The sequence below is a fragment of the Ruegeria sp. CH8 genome (genome assembly GCF_056536985.1).
The window spans coordinates 1-4,456 of sequence record NZ_JBQFQR010000060.1; the positions used below are offsets into that span (position 1 = coordinate 1).

General features: G+C 63.2%; 3 protein-coding genes. All 3 read left to right on the plus strand.

What is annotated here, in order from left to right; genetic code table 11:
- Window positions 1-14: 14 nt before the first annotated feature.
- Window positions 15-1,109, plus strand: a complete 1,095-nt coding sequence (gcvT, locus tag ACR0ER_RS25400; protein WP_480771249.1) for a glycine cleavage system aminomethyltransferase GcvT — start codon at window positions 15-17, stop codon at window positions 1,107-1,109.
- A gap of 18 nt (window positions 1,110-1,127) precedes the next feature.
- Entirely contained in the window at window positions 1,128-1,493 is a 366-nt protein-coding gene (gene gcvH, locus ACR0ER_RS25405; protein WP_475211197.1) for a glycine cleavage system protein GcvH, read from the plus strand.
- 114 nt (window positions 1,494-1,607) lie between these two features.
- The coding region (gene gcvP / locus ACR0ER_RS25410; RefSeq protein ID WP_480771250.1) for an aminomethyl-transferring glycine dehydrogenase at window positions 1,608-4,456 on the plus strand (2,849 nt) is incomplete at its 3' end.

Consider the following 4,456-nt stretch of genomic DNA (forward strand, 5'->3'; position numbering starts at 1 on the left):
GAAAGGTTAGACCCATGACTGAAGTAAAGCGCACGCCTTTGTATGACTTGCATGTTGAGTTGGGTGGCAAGATGGTTGATTTTGCTGGTTGGGAGATGCCTGTTCAGTATCCTTTGGGGATTATGGGTGAGCATAAGCAGTGTCGTGAGAAGGCGGCGGTGTTTGATGTGTCTCATATGGGTCAGGTGATCCTGCGGGGTGAGAATGTGGGTGAGAAGCTTGAGGGGATCTGCCCGCAGGCTTACGCGACGCTGAAGGAAGGCAAGGCGCGGTACGGGTTTTTTACCAATGCCGAAGGCGGGATCATGGACGATTTGATCGTGTCGAATGCGGGGGATCACTATTTTGTAGTGGTGAACGCGGCGCTGCGACATCAGGACATTCCGCATATGCAGGCCAATCTGGACGGGGTCGAAGTGACCGAGATCTTCGACCGGGCGCTGGTCGCTGTCCAAGGCCCCAAGGCCGAGGATGTGGTGGGCGAGCTGTGCCCTGCCGCCCGCGAGTTGACCTTCATGGAAACCACCGTGGCCGAGATCATGGGCACCGAATGCCGCATCTCGCGTCTGGGTTACACCGGCGAGGACGGGTACGAGATCTCGATCCCCGAGGACAAGGCCGTCGAGATCACCAAGGCTTTCCTGGCGCATGAGGATTGCGAGCCGGCTGGTCTGGGCGCGCGCGACAGCCTGCGGCTGGAGGCGGGGCTGTGCCTTTATGGCAATGACATCGACCAGACGACCTCTCCGATTGAAGCCTCATTGGGCTGGGCGATCCAGAAGCGCCGCAAGGAAGAGGGCGGCTTTCCGGGTGCCGAGCGTATCCAGCGTGAACTGGCCGACGGCCCCGCGCGCAAGCTGGTGGGCATCAAGCCCGAAGGCCGCGCCCCCGCGCGTCAGGGCGTCGAGGTGCAGTGCCTTGAAGGCAATACGATTGGTCAGATCACCTCGGGCAGCTTTGGCCCCACGGTCGGTGGCCCGGTGGCGATGGGTTACGTGTCCGCAGGCCATGCCGAGCCGGGCGAGACGGTCAACCTGATCATCCGGGGCAAGGCGCAACCGGCGCAGATCGTGGCGCTGCCCTTCGTCAAACAGAATTACAAGCGTTGAAGTCAGGAGAGAGACACCATGGCAACCTATTATTCCGAAGAGCATGAATGGCTGACTGTTGAGGGCGACACCGCCACGCTGGGCATCACTGCCCATGCCGCCGAGCAGCTGGGCGAGGTGGTCTTTGTCGAACAGCAGGACGTGGGCGAGGAATTTGCCAAGGACGGTGAGATCGGCGTGATCGAATCCGTCAAGGCCGCGTCCGAACTGTATGCGCCGGTCGATGGCGAGATCACCGAGGTCAACGAGACGCTGGCCGACAATCCCGGCGCGCTGAACGAAGACCCCGAGGGCAACGCCTGGATCTACAAGATCAAGATCGCGGACGCGTCGCAGCTGGAAGATCTGATGGACGAGGCGGGCTACAAGGCCTTTATCGGCTGAGCCTCTGCCGGGGTCCTGATCCGGGACCCCACCCGTTCGGGCCGACTCGGCCCGCATTCTACCGGAGGTCCTCGCGGCCTCCGCCCGACCTGACTTATTCATAGGAGCGCTGCAATGGCCTTCAAACTGACCGACTACGAAGCCTATGACTTTGCCAATCGCCGCCATATCGGGCCCAGCCCGACCGAGATGCGCGACATGCTCAAGGTGATCGGCTTCAAGACGCTGGACGAGCTGATCGACGCCACCGTTCCGCCTGCGATCCGCCAGAAAGAGCCGCTGGACTGGGGCCCGGCGATGACCGAGCGCGATGCGCTGTTCCACATGCGGCAGGTGGCGGGCAAGAACAAGGTTCTGACCTCGCTGATCGGTCAGGGCTATTACGGCACCACCACCCCGGCGCCGATCCTGCGCAACATCCTGGAAAACCCGGCCTGGTACACCGCCTATACGCCGTACCAGCCCGAGATCAGTCAGGGTCGTCTTGAGGCGCTGTTGAACTTCCAGACCATGGTCAGCGACCTGACCGGGTTGGACGTGGCCAACGCCTCGCTGCTCGACGAAGCCACAGCGGCGGCCGAAGCGATGGCAATGGCCAAGCGCGGCGGCCGGTCCAAGGCTAACAACGCGGCCTTCTTTGTCGACCGCAACTGCCACCCGCAGACCATCGCGGTGATCAAAACCCGCGCCGAGCCTCTGGGCATCGATGTGCAGGTCGGGGACCCCGATGCGCTGGACGCGGGCGCGGTGTTTGGCGCGATCTTCCAGTATCCCGGCACCCACGGCCATGTGCGCGACTACACCAATGAGATCGCGGCGCTGCACGAACACAAAGCCATCGCCATTGTTGCCGCCGACATCCTGTCGCTGGCGCTGCTGAAGTCACCCGGTGAGATGGGCGCGGATATCGCCATCGGCTCGACCCAGCGCTTTGGCGTGCCGATGGGCTATGGCGGCCCGCACGCCGCTTACATGGCGACCACCGACAAGCTGAAGCGGTCGATGCCCGGCCGGATCATCGGTGTCAGCATCGACAGCCGCGGCAACAAGGCCTACCGCCTGTCGCTGCAGACCCGTGAACAGCATATCCGGCGTGAGAAGGCGAACTCGAACGTCTGCACCGCGCAGGCGCTGCTGGCCGTCATTGCCTCGATGTATGCGGTCTATCACGGCCCCGATGGCATCAAGGCCATCGCGCAATCGGTGCATCGCAAGACCTCGCGTCTGGCGGCCGGTCTGGAAGAGGCGGGCTTCTCGGTCGAACCAGAGGTGTTCTTCGACACCCTCACGGTCGAGGTCGGCCATCTGCAGAAGACGGTCATGGAGGCCGCTGTGGCCCGTGGCGTCAACCTGCGCAAGGTCGGCGACACGAAAGTGGGGATCAGCCTGGACGAACAGACACGCCCCGAGACCATCGAGGCCGTCTGGGGCGCCTTCGGCATCGACCGCACCGATGACAGCTCGAACAAGCAATACCGCCTGCCGGATTATGCGTTGCGCGAGACGCCCTATCTGACCCACCCGATCTTCCACCAGAACCGGGCCGAGGCCGAGATCACCCGCTATATGCGCCGTCTGGCCGACCGCGACCTGGCGCTGGACCGGGCAATGATCCCGCTGGGGTCCTGCACCATGAAGCTGAACGCCACGATCGAGATGATCCCGGTCACCTGGCCCGAGTTTGGCAACCTGCACCCGTTCTGCCCCGAAGATCAGGCGCAGGGCTATCACGAGATGATCGCCGACCTGAACGACAAGCTGTGCCAAATCACCGGCTATGACGCGATCTCCCAGCAGCCCAACTCGGGCGCGCAGGGTGAGTACGCAGGCCTGCTGACCATCCGCAACTATCACTTCGCCCGTGGCGAAGGGCAGCGCAATGTCTGCCTGATCCCGACCTCGGCGCACGGGACCAACCCGGCCTCGGCGCAGATGGTGGGCTGGCAGGTGGTGCCGGTGCAATCGGATGAGAACGGCAATATCGATCTGGCCGATTTCCGCGCCAAGGCGGAAAAGCATTCGGATCATCTGGCCGGTTGCATGATCACCTATCCGTCCACCCATGGCGTGTTCGAGACCACCGTGCAGGAGGTCTGCCAGATCACCCATGACCACGGCGGTCAGGTCTATATCGACGGCGCCAACATGAACGCCATGGTCGGTCTGTCGCGTCCGGGTGACATTGGCGGTGACGTCAGCCACCTGAACCTGCACAAGACCTTCTGCATCCCGCATGGCGGCGGTGGCCCCGGCATGGGTCCGATTGGCGTCAAGGCGCATCTTGAGGAACACCTGCCCGGTCACCCGGAATACGGCACCGCCGTGGGTCCGGTCTCGGCGGCGCCGTTTGGCTCTCCGTCGATCCTGCCGGTCAGCTGGGCCTATGTGCTGCTGATGGGTGGTGCGGGTCTGACGCAGGCGACGAAAGTGGCGATCCTGAACGCCAACTACATCGCCGCACGTCTGAGCGAGGCCTATCCGATCCTCTACACCTCGGAAACGGGTCGGGTGGCGCATGAATGCATCCTCGACACCCGCCCGCTGGCGGATGAGGGCAATGTCAGTGTCGACGACATCGCCAAACGTCTGGTCGATAGCGGCTTCCACGCCCCGACGATGAGCTGGCCGGTGGCAGGCACCCTGATGGTGGAGCCCACGGAATCGGAACCCATGGCCGAGCTCGACCGCTTCTGCGACGCCATGCTCTCGATCCGGGCGGAAGCACAGGACATCATCGACGGCAAGATCGACGCGGAAAACAACCCGCTGAAAAACGCCCCCCACACGGTGCGCGATCTGGTCGGCGACTGGGACCGCCCCTACACCCGCGAGCAAGCCTGCTTCCCGCCGGGCTCCATGGGCGTCGACAAATACTGGTCTCCCGTCAACCGCGTCGACAACGCATTCGGAGACCGAAACCTCGTCTGCACATGCCCCCCAATGGACGCATACAAAGACGCAGC

What these genes read in the sequence shown, in the direction of transcription:
- gcvT (WP_480771249.1), top strand. Translation starts at nt 15, where the DNA reads ATGACTGAAGTAAAGCGCACGCCTTTGTATGACTTGCATGTTGAGTTG.
- gcvH (WP_475211197.1), top strand. Translation starts at nt 1,128, where the DNA reads ATGGCAACCTATTATTCCGAAGAGCATGAATGGCTGACTGTTGAGGGC.